The sequence below is a fragment of the Flavobacterium sp. genome, from assembly GCF_031409475.1.
Lineage (GTDB): Bacteria > Bacteroidota > Bacteroidia > Flavobacteriales > Flavobacteriaceae > Flavobacterium.
The window spans coordinates 23713-42937 of the sequence record NZ_JANNXH010000036.1; the positions used below are offsets into that span (position 1 = coordinate 23713).

Here is a 19225-nt window from a genome sequence, read left to right on the forward strand (position 1 = left end):
ATAAATTATAACTAAAAAACCTATTTATGTTTTACGATTAGAACTAAAACTTCATCTTTGCCCCATCAAAATAAACAAATAGTTAAAATATAAAATTATGTGCGGAATAGTATGTGCCTTTGATTTAAAACAAAAAGCAGAAGTTTTAAGACCTAAAGTGTTGGAAATGTCTAAAATTATCCGTCATCGAGGACCAGATTGGAGTGGGATTTTTAGTAATGAAAAAGCAATTCTTTCACACGAACGTCTGGCAATTGTAGATCCAGCTTCGGGGAAACAACCGTTGTTTACTGAGGATAAAAGCCTTGTTTTAGCTGCCAATGGCGAAATATACAATCATAGAGAATTACGCAAACAATTTGAAGGAAGATATAACTTTCAAACCGAAAGCGACTGCGAAGTGATTCTTGCCTTATACAAAGAAAAAGGTTCGCACTTTATTGATGAAATGAACGGAATCTTTGGTTTTGCAATTTATGATGTCGAAAAAGACGAATACTTTGTAGCTCGTGACCACATGGGAATTATTCCTTTGTACATAGGTTGGGACGAACACGGCACTTTTTATGTAGCGTCAGAATTGAAAGCATTAGAAGGCTATTGTACCAAAATCCAATTGTTTCCTCCGGGACATTATATGTCAAGTAAGGACGGAGAATTTGTGCAATGGTACAAACGCGAATGGGTTGATTACGATGCTGTAAAAGATAATGAAACCAGTATTGACGCCATAAAACTAGCTCTTGAAGCTGCAGTTCACAGGCAATTAATGAGCGATGTGCCTTATGGAGTTTTACTTTCGGGAGGATTGGATTCTTCGATCACATCGGCTGTAGCCAAAAAATATGCCCAAAAACGTATTGAATCAGGTGACACAGTTGATGCTTGGTACCCGCAATTGCACTCTTTTTCCGTAGGATTAGAAGGTTCTCCAGATTTGGCTGCAGCCCAAAAAGTTGCTGATCATATTGGAACCATTCACCACGAAATTAAATTCACCATTCAAGAAGGTTTAGACGCCATAAAAGATGTAGTTTACAATTTAGAAACCTACGACGTTACCACCATTAGAGCATCAACACCAATGTGGTTAATGGCACGAGTTATTAAGTCAATGGGAATCAAGATGGTTCTTTCTGGTGAAGGTGCAGACGAACTTTTTGGAGGATATTTATACTTTCATAAAGCACCAAACTCAAGAGAATTTCACGAAGAGAATGTTCGAAAATTAAGCAAATTACACATGTATGATTGTTTGCGAGCCAACAAAAGTTTAGCCGCTTGGGGAATTGAAGGTCGTGTACCGTTTTTGGATAAAGAATTTATGGATGTAGCAATGCGCATCAATCCGCAAGATAAAATGATCAACAAGGAACATCCCATGGAAAAATGGGTAGTTCGAAAAGCTTTTGAAGACATGTTGCCAGAAAGCATTGCTTGGAGACAAAAAGAACAATTCAGCGACGGTGTTGGATACAGTTGGATTGACACTTTGAAAGCTACTGTAGCTGTAGAAATTTCAGACGAGCAATTAGCTAATGCAAAATACAAATTCCCGTTGCAAACACCAACATCTAAAGAAGAATATTATTACCGTTCGATTTTTCACGAGCATTTCCCAAGTGATGCAGCAGCATTATGCGTTCCTCAAGAAGCGAGTGTGGCTTGTAGTACAAAGATAGCTTTGGAATGGGATGAAGCATTTAAAAACATGAACGATCCATCCGGAAGAGCAGTGGCAAGTGTTCACGATGATGCTTATGTGAAAGGATAAAACAAGAATTTTATTTTAAAATTTTTAGATATAAAAACGTTCTCCATTGGAGAGCGTTTTTTATTGTAAAAAAAGTCTAAAATGTTAATAACTTACCAACTTATACCTCAATTTTATCCTTTAAATGCTATGCATTTTTATATATTTGCGTGTTATAAAAAAAATACATTTTTAGAGTAAATTTATATGAGCGACGAAATTAAAAAGAACAATTATTCAGCAGATAGTATTCAGGCATTAGAAGGAATGGAGCACGTTAGAATGCGACCATCAATGTATATTGGAGATGTAGGTGTGAGAGGTTTACACCATTTAGTTTATGAAGTTGTCGATAACTCTATTGATGAGGCAATGGGTGGACATTGTGACACTATTACAGTTGCAATTAATGAAGACGGCTCGGTAACTGTTGAAGATAATGGTCGAGGAATTCCAGTTGATATTCATAAAAAAGAAGGTGTTTCGGCGCTTGAGGTTGTAATGACTAAAATTGGCGCAGGAGGAAAATTTGATAAAGATTCCTATAAAGTTTCTGGTGGATTGCACGGAGTTGGAGTATCGGTAGTAAATGCTTTGTCTAAACATTTGCGGGCTACAGTTCATAGAGACGGAAAAGTATACGAGCAAGAATACGAAAGAGGAAAATCATTATATCCTGTAAAACAAATTGGGGAAACTACAAAAAGAGGAACTATTGTTACTTTTTATCCTGATCCAACTATTTTTACTCAAACAACGGAGTTTACTTACGACACTTTATCAGCGCGTATGCGGGAATTGTCCTACTTGAATAAAGGAATTACAATCACTTTTACCGATAAAAGAGAATTAGATAAAGAAGGAAATTTTGTTCAAGAAATCTTTCATTCTACCGAAGGACTAAAAGAATACATAAGATATCTCGATGGAAACCGTGAGCCTATAATTGCACACGTAATTTCGATGGATTCCGAAAAAGGCGAAATTCCAGTTGAGGTTGCCTTGATTTACAATACCAGTTATACCGAGAATATTTTTTCTTATGTAAACAACATCAATACACACGAAGGAGGAACACACTTGCAAGGTTTCAGAACGGGACTTACTCGTTCGTTAAAGAAATATGCAGATGCTTCTGGAATGTTAGATAAGCTAAAATTTGAAATTGCTGGAGATGATTTCCGCGAAGGATTAACCGCAATTATTTCGGTAAAAGTAGCTGAACCACAATTTGAAGGGCAAACCAAAACAAAACTTGGTAACAGAGAAGTAGTTTCTCCTGTAAGTCAAGCGGTTGGTGATATGATCGAAAATTATTTGGAAGAAAATCCAAACGATGCTCGAATTATTGTTCAAAAAGTAATTCTTGCAGCACAAGCAAGACATGCAGCTAAAAAAGCGCGTGAAATGGTACAACGCAAAACCGTAATGGGTGGCGGCGGATTACCAGGAAAATTATCCGATTGTTCCGAGCAAGATCCTGCAAAATGCGAAGTGTATCTTGTCGAGGGAGATTCAGCTGGAGGAACAGCAAAACAAGGTCGTGACAGAGCATTTCAAGCGATTTTGCCTCTAAGAGGTAAGATTTTGAATGTCGAAAAAGCAATGCACCATAAAGTTTTTGAAAACGAAGAAATCCGAAATATATTTACGGCACTTGGGGTAACTATTGGTACCGAAGAAGATTCTAAAGCCTTGAATATTTCAAAACTGCGTTACCATAAAGTAATTATTATGTGTGATGCCGATGTAGATGGTAGTCATATTTCTACTTTGATATTAACGTTTTTCTTTCGTTTTATGAAAGAATTAATAGAGGAAGGTCACGTTTATATTGCAGCACCACCATTATATTTAGTTAAAAAAGGGAACAAAAAAGAATACGCCTGGAATGATGTTCAACGTGATCAAGCCAATGCAAGAATGGGCGGAAGCGCAGCAATTCAACGTTATAAAGGTCTTGGAGAAATGAACGCGGAACAATTGTGGGAAACTACAATGGATCCAAGTTTTAGAACTTTACGTCAAATCACTATCGAAAGTCTAGCCGAAGCAGACCGTGTTTTCTCAATGTTAATGGGTGATGAAGTGCCACCAAGAAGAGAATTTATCGAGAAAAATGCAGTTTATGCTAATATAGATGCGTAATTAATTACCGAATGCACTAGCCCCGATAGTAGTGAAAATCCTTTTTTAGTCTCGTCAGTTCGAGTTTTTTGTGAAGAGAAACGAAACAAAAAGTATCGAGAACAAGAGATTAAAAAAGATTGTAACGAATTGCTTCGCCAGTTCTGCTTTTCGCCTCGGGTGCGGGATGAGCTTCTAAAAAAAAATAAACAACAAACAAATAACCGAATAAACTAAAAATAATGAAAGTTACAGTAGTAGGAGCAGGAAATGTGGGAGCATCTTGCGCAGATTCAATTTCGTACAGAGGGATTGCCAGTGAAGTAGTTTTACTAGATATTAGAGAAGGTTTTGCCGAAGGTAAGGCTATGGATTTGATGCAATGTGCCACAAACACAGGATTTAACACCGTAATTACAGGTGTTACCAATGATTATTCAAAAACAGCCAATAGCGATGTTGTTGTAATAACATCAGGAATTCCTAGAAAACCAGGAATGACTCGCGAAGAATTAATAGGTATCAACGCAGGAATTGTAAAATCGGTAGCGGAAAATGTTTTAACTCATTCTCCAAACGCAATTATTGTGGTGGTTTCAAATCCTATGGATACCATGACTTATTTGACTTTGAAAGCGACTGGTTTGCCAAAAAATAGAATTATAGGAATGGGTGGAGCTCTAGACAGTTCCCGTTTCAGGTATTATTTATCAAAAGCATTAGACAAACCATCAAACGATGTTTCGGCAATGGTTATTGGTGGTCACGGCGATACGACTATGATTCCATTGACGCGATTGGCTTCTTACAACGGTATTCCGGTTTCTGAATTTCTGTCAGAAGAAGAATTAGCCAAAGTTGCTGCAGACACTATGGTTGGAGGAGCAACATTGACGGGACTTTTAGGAACATCGGCTTGGTATGCGCCTGGAGCTTCGGTTGCGTATTTAGTGGACAGCATATTGAATAACCAAAAGAAAATGATAGCTTGTTCGGTTATGCTTGATGGCGAATACGGACAAAGCGATATTTGTATTGGTGTTCCTTGTATTATTGGTAAAAACGGAATTGAACAAATTTTAGATATTACTTTAAATGATTCTGAAAAAGCGGCTTTCGCCAAAAGCGCCGATGCTGTTCGAAATATGAATGCGGACCTAAAATCGGTTTTAGCATAATAATTTAGCTATAAAAAAGAGAAGACTGCACATTTGCAGTCTTTTTTTTGACATTAATCAATAAATAAATTGGTTAATCTTTACGTTAATTATATATTTGCTCGGTTTAAAAATAATGATGTAATTCATAATACCTGGTTTTATATTTAAAGCAGATGTTAAGTCTTATTTTATAAGGGTTGAAACAAAAATAAATAAATAAAATAATTAATTTTTAGTAATAATGCAGAATAAAGGACTTATTAAATTTTTCGCAATTCTATTTGCATTGGTAAGCATTTACCAACTTTCGTTCACTTTCGTTTCAAATAATATTAAGAGTGATGCAAAATCATTTGCAAAGGGAAATCCTGAAACAGAACTAAAATATTTAGATTCTATTGGTAAAGAAAATGTTTTTAACCTTGGGTTTACCCAGTTTACTTTCAACGAAGTTAAAGACAAACAAATCAACAAAGGACTTGACTTAGAAGGTGGTATTAATGTGATATTGCAAATTTCGGTTAAAGATATTTTGAAAGGATTGTCTAATAATTCTAAAAACCCAGTTTTTAATAAATCATTGGCCGATGCAACTGCAAACCAAAAAGGGAATCAAACGTATATCGATGCTTTCTTTGATGCTTTTGAAACTAATTCTAAAGGTACAGTAAAATTAGCTTCTCCTGATATTTTTGCTAACAGAAGTTTACAAGGTGAAGGTGGAATTGATTTTCAAATGAACGATGCACAGGCGCAAAAAGTAATCAAACGAAAAGTTGATGAATCTGTAGAAAGTGCTTTTGGAGTATTAAGAAAACGTATCGATAAATTTGGTGTAACGCAGCCTAATATTCAAAAACTAGGCGAATCTGGACAAATCCTTGTGGAACTTCCTGGTGCGAAAGATGTTGATCGAATAAAAAAATTATTGTCTGGAACAGCTCAATTGGAGTTTTGGGAAACTTACAGTGGAGAGGAAATTGGTAATTTTTTATCTACTGCAAACGAGGCATTGAAAAAAACAGAAATCAATGAGGCGGTTGTTACAACTGTTGCTAACGATTCTATTAGTGCTTTATTGACCAGTGGAAAAGATTCAACAACTACAAAAAATGATCTTGGACCAATAGGTAAGAGAATCATAGGTCAAGGTGGCGGACCAGTTTTAGGACTTTTCGCACCAAAGGATACAGCAATTGTAGGAGGCTTTTTGAGAAGAGCTGATATTAGAATATTACTAGCTGGAGATCAGCGTTATGCAAAATTTGTTTGGGGAAAACCAACAACTATTAAAGATGCTAAAGACAAAGACATTGAAGCTATTGAATTGTATGCCCTAAAAGGAAATAGAGACAATGTTGCACCAATGAGTGGCGGTGTGATTGTTGATGCAAAAGATACTTTTGATCAATCAGGAAAACCTGCAGTTTCTATGCAAATGAACGGACAAGGTGCAAAAGTTTGGGAAGAATTAACAGGTAGAGCCTATTCTCAAAAAAGTAATATTGCCATTGTTCTTGATAATATAGTTTATTCAGCTCCAGGTGTTTCAAGTGGACCAATCGCGGGTGGTAGATCAGAAATTTCGGGTAGTTTTACACTTTTGGAAACAGCGGATTTAGCTAACGTTCTTAGAGCTGGAAAACTCCCAGCAGCAGCAGATATAATTCAATCAGAAGTTGTCGGACCATCCTTAGGACAAGAGGCAATTGACAATGGAACTAATTCTGCACTTTTAGGATTATTATTAGTATCACTTTGGATGATGGTTTACTACGGAAAAGCCGGATGGTATGCAAATATTGCATTAGCAGTCAACTTATTATTCTTATTCGGAATTTTAGCAAGTTTAGGCGCTGTGCTTACATTGCCAGGAATTGCTGGTATAGTTTTAACTATGGGAACTGCTGTAGATGCTAATATCATTATATACGAAAGAGCAAAAGAAGAACTTCGCTCAGGAAAATCTTTGGAAGAAGCAGTAGTTGCATCCTACAGTTGGAAAGGAGCCATGCGTTCAATAGTCGATGCTAACGTAACCCATATCTTGACAGGTGGAGTATTGTTTATTTTTGGTTCAGGACCAATAAAAGGATTTGCTACTACATTATTAATAGGTATAATAACTTCGTTATTTACATCAATTTTTATAGCTAGAATATTTATAGATTGGAGTATTAGCAAAAACAATAAGTTATCATTCGTAACAGGATTTTCTAAAAATTTCTTTACTAATTTCCACTTTGATTTCTTGAAAATTAAAAAATGGACTTATGCTTTTTCTGCAATTGTAACTGTTGTTAGTATTTATTCATTAGCTACAAATGGTCTAGATCAAGGAGTTGATTTTGTTGGAGGAAGAACTTTTCAGGTGCGATTTGAAAAACCAGTAAATGCAGAAATGGTTGCAAAGGAACTCTCAAGCGATAAAGTTTTTGGTAGTGCCGAAGCAAAAATATTTGGTAAAGACAATCAGTTGAAAATCACAACAAAATATAAAGTCAGCGAACATGGTGTTGATGCTGATTTAGAAGTTAACCAAATGTTGTATGATAATTTAAAAAAGCATTATTCCGCTGATATCACCTATGACAAATTTGTAAATGCTTACGATGGAAAAATACTAGGTATTTTACAAGCTTCAAAAGTAGGTCCAACAGTTGCGGAAGACATAAAAACTAATGCTTATTGGGCTGTTCTAGGAGCAATGCTTATTGTGGGCTTATATTTAGTAATCAGTTTTAGAAAATGGCAGTACAGTTTAGGTGCGATTGCGGCCGTAGTTCACGATGTTATTTTTGTATTGGGTATTTATTCATTATGTTATAAATTCATGCCTTTCGGGATGGAAATCGATCAACATTTTATCGCAGCAATTCTTACAGTTATAGGTTATTCTATGAATGATACTGTAATTGTATTTGATAGAGTTCGTGAATTTTTAGGTGGTAAAAAAGCTAAAGGTAATTTTGATAGTATTGTGAATCAATCTATTAATAGTACCATGTCAAGAACGATTAATACCTCATTAACGATGATTATGGTATTGTTGATTATGTTTATTTTTGGTGGTGAGTCAATACGTGGATTTATCTTCGCTATGCTTATTGGTATCATAGTAGGAACATACTCTTCGTTGTTTATTGCTACTCCAGTATTGTGTGATACAATGTCTGAAGCGGATCATAAAAAAATCGAATTAGAACACAATTCATAATCTATTAGATTTATTACATATTTGTAAAGACTCGAATTTTATTCGGGTCTTTTTTTTAATATTAGTTAACAAATTGTCATAAAATTAAACCATGAAAAAAAGAATATTTTTTGTTTTATTACTTTTAATGAGTTCCAATGTTTTCTTTGGTCAAGACACAATTTCAAAATATACCATAGGTTTTCATCATGGTTTTGGTAGTGAATTTAAGAACAGGAATTATTCATTTACAAATAATTATTATAAATTATCAATCAATTATAAACTTAAAAAAACTAAGAATTTTATATATGAAGTTGTGCTACAACCTGAAATAAACTTTGCAACACATCAGCTATTAAATTTTTATTTTATAACTCCTGACGATCCAAATTATATTGAAAAAAGAAATAAATTCACAAAATTAAAGGACATAAATCAGTATATTTTAAATGTTGGTTTTGCAATTAGAAAACCAATCACTCGAACATTTAGCATAGCTATTTTAGCCAGTGTTGGTCCAATGATTTCCAATAAAGAAACCGAAAGGCTTTCAAATGGTTTTGCTTTTTCTGATGTGTTAACACTTGAATTAAGTTATAAAATTAATAATTTTATACTTGATATCAGGCCAAATGTAAGACATGTTTCGAATGCAGGATTAAAGAGCTCTAACTCAGGTTTCAACACAAAAAATATTGAATTTGGCATATCATATAACTTATAAACAGTATGTTATGTTATTTTTGTTTTATATTTTTACAATAATTAGTTGATTAAACTCGTTAAATAATTATATTTTATATATTTACTTTATAAAGATCTGAAAATTCCTAAATTTTTTAGTAAACCAATTCCTAAAATAATGAAAAATTTTACTTCGTCATTTGCCTTTCTATTTTTGATTACAGCTTTTTCGAGTTTTGACTTTTCGGCACAAAACCTCATTATAAACGGTGATTTTACTTCCGGAAACTCCGGTTTTACTTCAAATTATTTAAATGTTATTAATCCGAATCCTTTTGGAGTTAAAGGTTCTTATGATATCGTTACGAACCCAAATGCTTGGTTTATTGCATTTAGTGCATGTCCTGATCATACTACAGGAACAGGAAGAATGATGGTTGTTGATGGTGCGGATACAAATGCGGGTAATACTAAATTATGGGAACAAACGGTAACCGTAACACCAGGAAAAACCTATGTGTTGAGCTATTATTTACAGTCACTTACAGTAGGTTTTCCTGCTGGAATTGAAATTTTAATTAACGGTGTTTCTTTAGGTTTGCCCAATGTTGCACCAGCTACAACATGCAATTGGGTACAGAGAATTTATAGTTGGAATTCTGGAATAAGTAGCTCTGCAATAATTACTATTTATGATAGAGAAATATCTGGTGCAGGAAATGATTTTGCTATAGATGATTTGTCATTTACAGCTTGCCCTGACGCACCAGTAGTAGCTACTCCGGTTTATTTATGTCAAAATAGTCCAGCTATTCCTTTAACAGCAACTGCATCAGTAGGTTCAACATTGATATGGTATGGAACAAGTTCCACAGGAGGAATTCCATCTGCAACAGCACCAACACCTTCCACAACGGCAGTAGGCGCAACAACCTATTATGTAAGCCAAACTGATGGAATTTGTGAAAGTCTTCGTTCTGCAATCGTAGTGAATGTAGTTGCTGATAACGGTGCTACTATTTTAGGTTTAAGATGTGATCCATCTCAAATTCCACCAGCAGATATAAATACATCTGTGTATTTTGATTGGTCAAATAATGTATTGATAAATGATAATTCGTATAATTACTCTTATACAATACAAGGTGGACCACCAGTAACTGGAACCAGAATAGTGTCAAATTTACCTCTAATCGGAATGCTACTACCCGGTCAATCTGCTACAATAACATTAACAGCTACTAGATTTCCATGTGCACCTGCTCAAATTGTAACGTGTACTGTTCCTTGTGGCACTACAACTACACCAAATTTTGCTGCAATTGCTCCTTTTTGTACTGGAACTCCAGCTCCGATTTTAGGACCAACGTCTCCTAATAGCATTACGGGTACTTGGTCGCCTGCAATAATAAATAACACAACTAGCGGAAGTTATATTTTCACACCTAATCCATTAGCCTTTCCTTGTGCATTAACACAAACATTGGTTGTAACTATAGATCCATTAGTAACTCCTGCTTTTATAGGAATTCCTACAATAGTATGTCAAGGTGCAGCTGCACCAGTATTGCCTTTAAGTTCAAATAATGTTACGCCTATAACGGGAACATGGAGTCCAGCTACAGTTAATACTGCTATTTTAGGATCAGTAGTTTATACTTTTACGCCTAATCTTGGACAATGTGCTTCGGTTACATTGACTACTACAACTGTAACAATCTTGGCAAATGTTACTCCAAATTTTGCAGCTATTGCCCCTTTTTGTTCTGGAACTACAGCACCAGTTCTAGCAACAACATCGCCAAACGGTATCACTGGAAGTTGGTCACCATCAATAATAAGCAATACGGTTAGTGGAAATTATTTATTTACACCAAATGCAAATCAATGTTCAGCTACTCAAACTTTGTCAATTACTGTAAATCCAATTGTAACGCCATTATTTCCTGCTGTTGCTCCTATTTGTTCTGGTGCGGTTTTGGCTCCTTTGCCCACAACATCAACTAATGGTATTGTAGGTAGTTGGTCTCCAGCTCTAGACAACTCGACTACAACTTTATATACATTCACACCTTCCGTGGGACAATGTGCTTCAACTGCAAATTTAACTATTACAGTTAACCCAATTATAACACCTACATTTACAATAGTGGCCACAACATATTGTTCAGGAACTATTATTCCAGCTTTGCCTACAACTTCTACAAATGGGGTTACTGGAACCTGGTCACCTGCATTGAATAATTTAGCAACTACACTTTATACTTTTACCCCAACTGCTGGGCAATGTGCAAATAATGCAACTGTTACACTAACAATTCTGGCAAATGTTACTCCAAATTTTGCAGTGATTGCCCCTTTTTGTTCTGGAACTACAGCACCAGTTTTAGCAACAACATCTCCAAATGGGATAACTGGAACTTGGTCCCCAGCAATTATTAGCAATACATTAAGCCGAAGTTATTTATTCACACCAAATCCAAATCAATGTTCAGCTACTCAATCATTAAGTGTAACAATAACTCCTAGAACTGTTCCTAATTTTGCTGCGATTCCTTCATTTTGTTCTGGAACTATCGCTCCAGTTTTGACAAATGTATCTCCAAATGGGATTACGGGTACTTGGGCTCCAGTAATTGTGAGTAATACAAATAGTGGAGGTTATATTTTTACGCCACTAGCAACAGAATGTGCAACTATCCAAACATTAAATGTTACAATAAATCCTCCTGTTTCTCCAAGTTTTGTTGATTTAACTTTTTGTTCTGGAACTTTAGCTCCAATTTTAAACACGATTTCGCCAAATGGGATTTCGGGAACTTGGTCACCTTCAGTTGTTAATAATACTACAAGTGGAACTTATGTTTTTACTCCTAATGCTCCTCAATGTGCCTCAACAAAAACTATTAGTGTTACCGTTAACCCAATTAATATTATTACAAGTTTAAGTTGGACTGTTACTGATGCTTTTGCCGACAATCAAATCGTTACGATTATTGCAACTGGAGTAGGAAATTACATTTATCAATTAGATGATGGTCCATTTCAAAGCAGTCCTGTTTTTGAAAATGTAGCACTTGGATTACATTCTATTACTGTAAAAGATGTAAATGGGTGTGGTTTTCCAATATCGGATAATAATGTTTTGATTATTAGTTTTCCTAAATATTTTACGCCTAATAGTGATGGATATAATGATAATTGGAATATTTCGGATTTAAATAATCAATTGAATTCTAGGATCTATATTTTTGACCGTTATGGTAAATTTTTAAAGGAATTAACCCCATTAGGTTTAGGTTGGAATGGAACCTATAATGGACAACCAATGCCGGCTAATGATTATTGGTTTACAATTGAATATACTGAACAAAATATTTCTAAGAAGTTCAAATCACATTTTTCATTAAAGAGATAAAAAAAAGCTTCCTTTTAATTGGAAGCTTTTTTAAATTTTTGATAATAAGGATTTTTTTATTTAGATTTTCACTGGTTTTTCGGCAGTAAAAATAAAGTAGAGTCCAACTATAATAAATGGAATACTAAGCCATTGTCCTGTAGAAAATAATCCTAATGAACTTTCAAAACCACCTTGACTTTCTTTTACAAATTCTACCAAAAACCGTACTGACCATAAAAGAACTAGGAAAATACCAAATAAATACCCTAACTTTTCTCTAGCTTCGGTCTTCCAATATAATATAAATAAAATCGCAAAAACAAATATATAACTAAAGGCCTCATACAATTGAGCTGGATGTTTTATGGGAACTTGCTCTAGCAATTCTGCATATTTTATATTGGTTGCTATTGCTAAATAGGCTTCATTTGGATCTGCGATTTGAGTAGCATTAACAACATCGTTTGGACTATAATAATCTCTAATAAATTTTATTCCAAAGGGAGAATCGGTCACTTTACCAACAATTTCTGAATTGAAAAAATTTCCTAATCTAACGAATACTGCTCCGCTTGCTACAGGAATTACAATACGGTCTAATATCCACAAGTGTGGTTTTTTTACTATTTTTTTACTATAAAAATACATGGTAATTATAATAGCTATTGCAGCACCATGACTCGCTAAACCTCTAAATCCAGTAAATTCCCATCCATTTATGATATTAAAAAGAGTTGCATTTGGATTTTCTCTTATTGGAAGCAGAATTTCGGTTAAGTGATTTCTATAATATTCCCAATCGTAGAAGAAAACATCACCTAATCGAGCTCCAATTAATGTGGATAGCACGGTCCAAATGAATAATGTATCTAATTTTTCTAAAGATTCATTTTCACGTTCGTATATGTTTTTCATGATATACCAACCTAAACCAAAGGCAATTACAAACATTAAACTGTAATATCGAATTACAAAAAATCCTAAATCAATACCTGCTTGTGGATTCCATATTATGTCTAAACTGTTTGTCATTATTTTTTATATTTAAGGTAAAATTACATTTTTTAGTTTGAAATTCTATTTTTTATCAATGGTTGTGATTGCATTTTTTTTCTGGTACAGGATCATAACCTGTTTTCCCCCATGGATGACAACTTAAAATTCTTTTGGCACCAATAAATCCTCCATAAAACAAGCCGTGAATTTCTAGTGCTTCAATCATAAAACTGGAACATGTGGGTTCAAATCTGCAAGAAGATGCTGTAAATGGTGAAATAGCATTTTGATAAAATTTGACTAACATTATAAAAGGAAAGATTAAAATTTTTGTCAGCATAATATTTAAATTTAAATCTAAAATTTGCAACTGTATTACTGTTGTATATTGAATGAAGTTCCGTCTTTACCGTCTTTCAACTGTATTCCTAGTGCGATTAATTGATCTCTAATTTGGTCAGAAAGAGCGAAATTTTTATTATCTCTAGCATTATTTCTCATGCCAATGAGCAAATTTACTAAGCCGTCAATTTTTTCAGAATTATTTCCAGCTCCTTTTTCGTCAACTAAACCTAAAACATCAAATACAAATGAATGCATTGTATTTTTAAAATTATCTAAATCCTCTGGTGCAAGTGTTGCAGTATGGTCTTTTAATAAGTTTATAAAACGTACTCCTTCAAAAAGGTAGGCAATCAATATTGGACTATTAAAATCGTCATTCATTGCATCATAACAGTTCTGTTTCCAGGACGAAATATCAAGTGTTGAAATGGTGTTTGGTTTAATTTCTTTTAAACCCTCAACGGCTTCCATTAATCTATAAAATCCTTTTTCGGCTGCTAAAATTGCATCATTTGTAAAATCTAGATTGCTTCTGTAATGGGCTTGTAACATAAAAAATCGGGCAACAGATGCTGAAAATGCTTTGGTAAGAAATGGACTTCCACCAGAGTAGATTTCGCTAGGTAAAATATTATTACCTGTTGATTTAGCCATTTTTTTACCATTTAAAGTAAGCATATTGGCATGCATCCAATAATTTACAGGTTCTTGTCCTGTGCAAGCTTCGTTTTGTGCAATTTCGCATTCGTGATGTGGAAATTTCAAATCCATTCCGCCACCATGAATATCAAAATGATTTCCTAGATATTTAGTACTCATTGCAGTACATTCTAGATGCCAACCAGGAAAACCGTCACTCCACGGCGAAGGCCAACGCATAATGTGTTGCGGCTCTGCTTTTTTCCATAATGCAAAATCTTGTGGGTTTTTCTTGTCGCTTTGACCGTCTGTATCACGGGTGTTGGCAAGCATATCTTCAATATTTCGACCACTTAGCTTACCATAATTATTAGTTTCGTTAAACTTCACTACATTAAAATACACAGAACCATTTGATTCATATCCAATTCCTTTAGCTATTATCTTTTTTACGATCTCAATTTGTTCAATAATATGTCCGGTAGCAGTAGGTTCAATACTTGGAGGCAAAAAATTATAGGCTTTCAACACATTATGAAAATCTACAGTGTAGCGTTGCACAATTTCCATTGGTTCCAATTGTTCAATTCTGGCTTTCTTTGCTATTTTGTCTTCGCCTTCGTCGATATCATCAACTATGTGACCTACATCGGTAATGTTCCTAATGTATCTTACCTTGTATCCTAAATGTAAAAAATACCTATATATCACATCAAATGACATAAAAGTCCTCACATTACCTAGGTGAACATTACTATAAACGGTTGGTCCACAAACATACATGCCTATATTTCCCTCATTAATTGGAGTGAAATTTTCTTTTTCACCAGAAAGTGAATTGTATATTTTTATAGGTTGTGATTTGTATAATGGCATTTTATAATATTTAGAAGATGGTTTTATTAGAAAATTAAATAAAAATAGTTTAGAATTTTGTTTCTAATTTTATGTATTCTAATAACTCTCTTCGTGTATTTTCATTTTTAAATTTTCCGCCAAACTCAGAGGTTACGGTGCTACTTTCGATGTCTTTAATTCCTCTTGAATTTACACAAAGGTGTTTTGCATCTATGATACAAGCTACATCTTCTGTTTGTAATGCTTTTTGTAATTCTTGAACTATTTGCATAGTTAAACGCTCTTGAACTTGAGGTCTTTTAGCATAATATTCAACAATTCGATTTATTTTTGAAAGCCCAATAACTTTGCCACTTGAAATGTAGGCAACATGTGCTCTACCAATAATGGGTAATAGATGATGTTCACAAGTAGAATATAGGGTTATGTTTTTTTCAACAAGCATTTCGCCATACTTGTAATTATTTTCAAATGTAGAAACTTTAGGCTTTTTGGCTGGATTAAGACCTCCAAAAATTTCTTTTACAAACATTTTTGCTACGCGATTAGGCGTGCCTTTTAAACTGTCATCCGTCAAATCCATCCCAAGTGTTATTAGAATATTTTCGACGTCTTTTTTTATTTTTTCTATTTTTTCTTCATCAGTACTATCAAAGGCATCTTCTCTTACTGGGTTTTGTGCAGATGAACTAATATGATTGTTTCCTATTTCGTCCTGAAATTCTTCGTTGTTTATCATTAAAAGTTACAATTATTGTGTGATTTAAATTAAAGTGTAAAGATAAATAATAAAAGCCAAAGAATTTCTTTAGCCTTTAATAATTAATTTGGTGTTTTTGACTCAAAATAGTATGCTGAATTAAGGAAATTCTATTTCGAATTATAAATTGGAATAGCTGTTTTTAATATTTGTACGGCGCTTTTTAAATCCTCTCGTTTCAATACATAAGCTATCCGAACTTGGTTTAGTCCAACTCCCGGAGTGGAGTAAAATCCAGCCGCTGGAGCAACCATAACGGTTTCACCATTTAAATCATAACTTTCTAAAAGCCATTGTGCAAATTTATCTGCATTATCAATAGGCAGTTGTGCAATACAGTAAAAAGCTCCTTTGGGTTTTGTAACAATTACACCTTCAATAGTATTTAACTCCTCGATTAATGTATTTCTTCGTTCTCTATATTCTAAAATTACCTCGTCAAAATAACTTTGAGGCGTATCAAGTGCTGCTTCACTTGCAATTTGTGCAAATGTAGGTGGGCTTAATCTAGCTTGGGCAAATTTCATTGCAGTTGCTATGACTTCTTTATTTTTTGAAACGATGCAACCTATTCGGGCTCCACACATACTGAAACGTTTAGAGACTGAATCAATCATGATTGCATTTTCCTCGATTTCGGGAATATTCATTACAGAATAATGTACATCTCCATCATAAGTAAACTCACGGTAAACTTCATCAGCAATTAAGAATAAATCATGTTTTTTTACTAATGCTGCCAGTTGCATTATTTCCTCTCTAGAATATAAATAACCGGTTGGGTTTCCGGGATTACAAATAAGAATTGCTTTAGTTTTGGGTGTAATTAATTTTTCAAATTCTTCTATTAAAGGCAATGCAAATCCTGTTTCTATGGTTGAAATTAACGGAATTACAGTAACTCCTGAAGCAACGGAAAAACTATTATAATTAGCATAAAAAGGTTCGGGAATAATAATTTCATCTCCAGCATCCATAGTGCTTCCCAATGCAAAAAGTAAAGCCTCTGATCCGCCAGTGGTGATAATAATATCTTCAATATTTACGGCAACATTATGATTTAAATAATACTTTGATAATTTTTTTCTATAACTTTCAAATCCAGCAGAATGACTGTATTCTAAAACTTCAATAGTGTTGTTTCTTACGGCATTGAGCGCAACTTCTGGAGTTTTTATGTCCGGTTGTCCAATGTTAAGATGATAGACTTTATGTCCTTTTTTCTTAGCAATATCAGCATAGGGAACCAGTTTTCTTATTGGTGATTCCGGCATAAGTTTTCCTTTGTTGGATATTTTTGGCATAGCTTAATTTATTGAAATGCAAATTTGCGATTTTTTTTAAAATTTATGTAACTAAAGCTTATTTTTATTGTCAAATAGATAATAATATTCGATTTTTTCTGTAATTTTATACTTATACATTTATAATGAAGAAAATAGTTATTTTATTTTTTATTTTTTTTTACACTTTTCCAGCTATTGGACAAGATGGTTTTCAGTTTACAAATAACGCTGAAAGAGTAGTTATTCCTTTTAAATTTATAAATAATTTAATTTTTATACCCATAAAAGTAAATGGTATAGAACTCAATCTCTTGTTAGACACTGGAGTTGAAGAGACCATTTTATTTAGTTTAGACGATAAAAAAGAAATCACTTTTTTAGATGTCGAAAAAATTACTTTGCGAGGATTGGGTGGTGAAGCATCCATTGAGGCATTAAAATCAAAAAATAATACATTAGAAATTAAAAATATTATTTCGCAAAATCAAATCCTTTATATTGTTTTAGATCAAGGCTTCAATCTGTCATCACATGTCGGTATACCTGTAAACGGTATTATTGGGTATAATTTTTTTAGAAGTAATTTGATTGAAATTAATTATGATAGAAAAAAAGTTATGGTATATAAGGATAATGCGATAAACAGAAATAAAATAGCTAAAAAGTATAAAAAAGTGCCTATTTCAATAGAAAGATCAAAACCCTATGTGTTAGGAAATGTTATAATAAATAATAATGAAATTCCAACAAAATTATTGATTGATATAGGCAATAGTGATGCATTGTGGTTGTTTCAAAACTCAGCCAAACTTGTTGATGTTCCCCCTAAAAACTTTGAGGATTATTTAGGCAAAGGTTTTAGCGGGGATGTAATAGGTAAAAGGGCATTAATTTCAAAGTTTTCAATGTTTGGTTTTGATTTTAATAATCCCTTAGTTTCTTTTCCAGATTCAAGTTCTATCCAAAATGTTAAAATGGTAAAAGACAGAGCTGGTTCAATAGGATCTGAAATTTTGAAAAGATTCTCTATTGTGTTTGATTACAACAATCAAAGTTTATTTTTGAAAAAAAACGGTAATTTTAGTCTCCCTTTTAAATACAACAGAAGTGGTATTGAATTGCAACATAATGGTTTGCAGTGGGTTCAAGAAACGGTTCGGCTAGAAACAGTTATAATTGTTGGAGATGGCGTTGATGTTGATAAAAACAGGAATAATGACAATTTTAAATATAAGTTTGCCTTAAAACCAATTTATTTAATTACTTACGTTCGGGATAACTCGCCTGCATCGATAGCAGGTTTAAAAAAAGGAGATGTAATAACTAAAATTGACAATAACCCAGCTTATAATTATTCGTTGCAAAAAATTATTTCGCTTTTAAGAGAAGAGGACGAAAATTGGATTAATCTAGAAATTGAAAGAGACAGTCAGCTTATGAAGTTCAGGATTCATTTGAAAAATGTTTTGTAAAAAAACTGCTTCTTGATTTCAAGAAGCAATTTAAAAATGTTTTATTCCATTATCAATCAGCAATCACTTCCCCTTTTATTTTTAAGGCTATTCGACCAGATTCATAATTTACTGCATTTGACTCTACAGTTATTGTTTTTCTAATTGGGCCAGGATTCATATTGTATTTTACATCAATTTTTCCGGTTTTGCCTGGCATGATAGGTTCTGTAGGTTTTGTTGGAACCGTACAACCACAGGTAGAAAGTACATTTGTAATAATCAATGGCGCATCACCAGTATTTGTAAATTCAAAGGATCGAATACCATTATCCTTTTTTTTGGTAACTGTACCATAATCTATTGTATTGTCTTTTGCTTTAAACTCTATTTTAGGGCCAGATTGACTAAATCCTGTACTACTTATAAATAATAGTGTAATATAAATGGCTAAATTTTTCATCTTTACATTTTAATTTTAATAAGTAAATGTACAAATATTTATTTCTCTTTTTATACTGTACTTAATTATTTACTTTTGTTGACAATTCGAATTACAAAAATCAG

Annotated in this window: 13 protein-coding genes; 7 read left to right on the forward strand and 6 right to left on the reverse strand. The window is 33.5% G+C overall.

All coding sequences use genetic code 11. From position 1 onward, the window contains the following. Positions 1 to 97: 97 nt before the first annotated feature. The 6 genes from asnB (at position 98) to RMO53_RS06940 (ending at position 12341) form a co-directional block, all read left to right on the forward strand. Positions 98 to 1774, forward strand: coding sequence for an asparagine synthase B (gene asnB / locus RMO53_RS06915; protein ID WP_310379242.1), 1677 nt, complete (start codon positions 98 to 100; stop codon positions 1772 to 1774). A gap of 186 nt (positions 1775 to 1960) precedes the next feature. Continuing rightward, on the forward strand, positions 1961 to 3901 hold the full coding sequence (gene gyrB / locus RMO53_RS06920) for a DNA topoisomerase (ATP-hydrolyzing) subunit B (protein ID WP_310379243.1): 1941 nt from the start codon (positions 1961 to 1963) through the stop codon (positions 3899 to 3901). Between the two features lie 221 nt (positions 3902 to 4122). Beyond that, positions 4123 to 5058 carry a malate dehydrogenase gene (locus tag RMO53_RS06925; protein WP_310379244.1) on the forward strand — a complete coding sequence of 312 codons (936 nt, stop codon included), beginning with the start codon at positions 4123 to 4125 and terminating at the stop codon, positions 5056 to 5058. Positions 5059 to 5281: 223 nt separating this feature from the next. Further along, positions 5282 to 8257: a protein translocase subunit SecDF gene (secDF, locus tag RMO53_RS06930; protein ID WP_310379245.1), complete on the forward strand. Its 2976-nt coding sequence runs from the start codon at positions 5282 to 5284 to the stop codon at positions 8255 to 8257. 91 nt (positions 8258 to 8348) lie between these two features. Continuing rightward, entirely contained in the window at positions 8349 to 8963 is a 615-nt protein-coding gene (locus RMO53_RS06935; protein WP_310379246.1) for an acyloxyacyl hydrolase, read from the forward strand. Between the two features lie 138 nt (positions 8964 to 9101). Next, complete coding sequence (locus tag RMO53_RS06940) at positions 9102 to 12341, forward strand: T9SS type B sorting domain-containing protein (RefSeq protein ID WP_310379247.1); 3240 nt, start codon at positions 9102 to 9104, stop codon at positions 12339 to 12341. A 60-nt stretch (positions 12342 to 12401) separates the two neighbouring features. Here RMO53_RS06940 and lgt read toward each other — a convergent pair whose 3' ends face one another. The 5 genes from lgt to RMO53_RS06965 form a co-directional block, all read right to left on the reverse strand. Further along, complete coding sequence (gene lgt / locus RMO53_RS06945; RefSeq protein WP_310379248.1) at positions 12402 to 13355, reverse strand: prolipoprotein diacylglyceryl transferase; 954 nt, start codon at positions 13353 to 13355, stop codon at positions 12402 to 12404. A 55-nt stretch (positions 13356 to 13410) separates the two neighbouring features. Next, entirely contained in the window at positions 13411 to 13659 is a 249-nt protein-coding gene (gene yidD, locus RMO53_RS06950; RefSeq protein WP_310379249.1) for a membrane protein insertion efficiency factor YidD, read from the reverse strand. Positions 13660 to 13694: 35 nt separating this feature from the next. Then, complete coding sequence (cysS, locus tag RMO53_RS06955; protein ID WP_310379250.1) at positions 13695 to 15179, reverse strand: cysteine--tRNA ligase; 1485 nt, start codon at positions 15177 to 15179, stop codon at positions 13695 to 13697. Positions 15180 to 15228: 49 nt separating this feature from the next. Next, positions 15229 to 15900: a GTP cyclohydrolase I FolE gene (folE, locus tag RMO53_RS06960; RefSeq protein WP_310379251.1), complete on the reverse strand. Its 672-nt coding sequence runs from the start codon at positions 15898 to 15900 to the stop codon at positions 15229 to 15231. Between the two features lie 131 nt (positions 15901 to 16031). Beyond that, on the reverse strand, positions 16032 to 17225 hold the full coding sequence (locus RMO53_RS06965) for a pyridoxal phosphate-dependent aminotransferase (RefSeq protein ID WP_310379252.1): 1194 nt from the start codon (positions 17223 to 17225) through the stop codon (positions 16032 to 16034). A 125-nt stretch (positions 17226 to 17350) separates the two neighbouring features. Here RMO53_RS06965 and RMO53_RS06970 point away from each other — a divergent pair, with 125 nt between their 5' ends. After that, positions 17351 to 18679, forward strand: a complete 1329-nt coding sequence (locus RMO53_RS06970) for a PDZ domain-containing protein (RefSeq protein WP_310379253.1) — start codon at positions 17351 to 17353, stop codon at positions 18677 to 18679. A gap of 52 nt (positions 18680 to 18731) precedes the next feature. Here RMO53_RS06970 and RMO53_RS06975 read toward each other — a convergent pair whose 3' ends face one another. Further along, entirely contained in the window at positions 18732 to 19121 is a 390-nt protein-coding gene (locus tag RMO53_RS06975) for a DUF1573 domain-containing protein (RefSeq protein ID WP_310379254.1), read from the reverse strand. Between the last annotated feature and the right edge of the window lie 104 nt (positions 19122 to 19225).

Coding starts and splice junctions, on each gene's coding strand:
- asnB (WP_310379242.1), top strand. CDS start 98: ATGTGCGGAATAGTATGTGCCTTTGATTTAAAACAAAAAGCAGAAGTT.
- gyrB (WP_310379243.1), top strand. CDS start 1,961: ATGAGCGACGAAATTAAAAAGAACAATTATTCAGCAGATAGTATTCAG.
- RMO53_RS06925 (WP_310379244.1), top strand. CDS start 4,123: ATGAAAGTTACAGTAGTAGGAGCAGGAAATGTGGGAGCATCTTGCGCA.
- secDF (WP_310379245.1), top strand. CDS start 5,282: ATGCAGAATAAAGGACTTATTAAATTTTTCGCAATTCTATTTGCATTG.
- RMO53_RS06935 (WP_310379246.1), top strand. CDS start 8,349: ATGAAAAAAAGAATATTTTTTGTTTTATTACTTTTAATGAGTTCCAAT.
- RMO53_RS06940 (WP_310379247.1), top strand. CDS start 9,102: ATGAAAAATTTTACTTCGTCATTTGCCTTTCTATTTTTGATTACAGCT.
- lgt (WP_310379248.1), bottom strand. CDS start 13,355: ATGACAAACAGTTTAGACATAATATGGAATCCACAAGCAGGTATTGAT.
- yidD (WP_310379249.1), bottom strand. CDS start 13,659: ATGCTGACAAAAATTTTAATCTTTCCTTTTATAATGTTAGTCAAATTT.
- cysS (WP_310379250.1), bottom strand. CDS start 15,179: ATGCCATTATACAAATCACAACCTATAAAAATATACAATTCACTTTCT.
- folE (WP_310379251.1), bottom strand. CDS start 15,900: ATGATAAACAACGAAGAATTTCAGGACGAAATAGGAAACAATCATATT.
- RMO53_RS06965 (WP_310379252.1), bottom strand. CDS start 17,225: ATGCCAAAAATATCCAACAAAGGAAAACTTATGCCGGAATCACCAATA.
- RMO53_RS06970 (WP_310379253.1), top strand. CDS start 17,351: ATGAAGAAAATAGTTATTTTATTTTTTATTTTTTTTTACACTTTTCCA.
- RMO53_RS06975 (WP_310379254.1), bottom strand. CDS start 19,121: ATGAAAAATTTAGCCATTTATATTACACTATTATTTATAAGTAGTACA.